Annotated in this window: 1 pseudogene (running past one end of the window); it reads left to right on the top strand. The window is 72.7% G+C overall.

What is annotated here, in order from left to right:
- A pseudogene (locus ACFE99_RS24875) lies at nucleotides 1-818 on the top strand (UDP-N-acetylglucosamine--N-acetylmuramyl-(pentapeptide) pyrophosphoryl-undecaprenol N-acetylglucosamine transferase); its annotated part reaches 212 nt to the left of the window's first position; the annotation flags it as partial.

Raw genomic sequence — 818 nt, 5'->3', positions numbered from 1 at the left:
GACGTGGTGGTCGGGTTCGGCGGCTATGTCGCGCTACCGGCGTATTTGGCAGCCCGCGGTATACCGGGCCGTCGGCGCCGCATACCGGTGGTGATCCATGAAGCCAATGCCAGCGCCGGGCTGGCCAACCGGGTCGGCGCTCCGATCGCGCAGCGGGTGCTGTCCGCGGTGCCCGATTGCGGGCTGCGGCGCACCGAGGTGGTCGGTGTGCCGGTCCGCTCGACGATCACCGGGCTGGACCGTGCGGCGTTGCGGTCGTCGGCGCGCGCCCACTTCGGCTTCGCCGAGGACGATCGGGTGCTGCTGGTGTTCGGTGGCTCGCAGGGAGCGGCGTCGATCAACCGGGCGGTCTGCGCGGCGGCCGGCGACTTGGCCGCCGCGGGCGTGGCCGTCTTGCACGCCTACGGGGCCAAGAACGTCCTCGACCTGCGCACGCCAGAACCCGGCGATCCGCCGTACGTGGCGGTGCCCTACCTGGACCGGATGGAGCTGGCTTATGCCGCAGCCGATTTAGCGATCTGCCGGTCTGGGGCGATGACCGTCGCCGAGGTCTCCGCCGTCGGGCTGCCGGCGGTCTACGTCCCGCTGCCGATCGGCAACGGCGAACAGCGGCTCAACGCGCTGCCGGTGGTCAACGCCGGCGGCGGGCTGCTGGTCGCAGACGCCGACTTGACACCCCGCTTTGTGGCCGAACAGGTGGCCGGGTTGCTCAACGACCCGCCGCGGCTGGCGGCGATGACGGCGGCTGCCGCCCGGGCCGGGCATCGCGATGCGGCGCAGCGGGTGGCTCAGGCTGCCCTCGACGTGGCACGCGAAGC

Source organism: uncultured Mycobacterium sp., assembly GCF_964249325.1.
Classification (GTDB): Bacteria; Actinomycetota; Actinomycetes; order Mycobacteriales; family Mycobacteriaceae; genus Mycobacterium.
The sequence above is the reverse complement of the archived record's forward strand: the minus strand, read 5'-3'. Positions and strand labels throughout refer to the sequence as shown.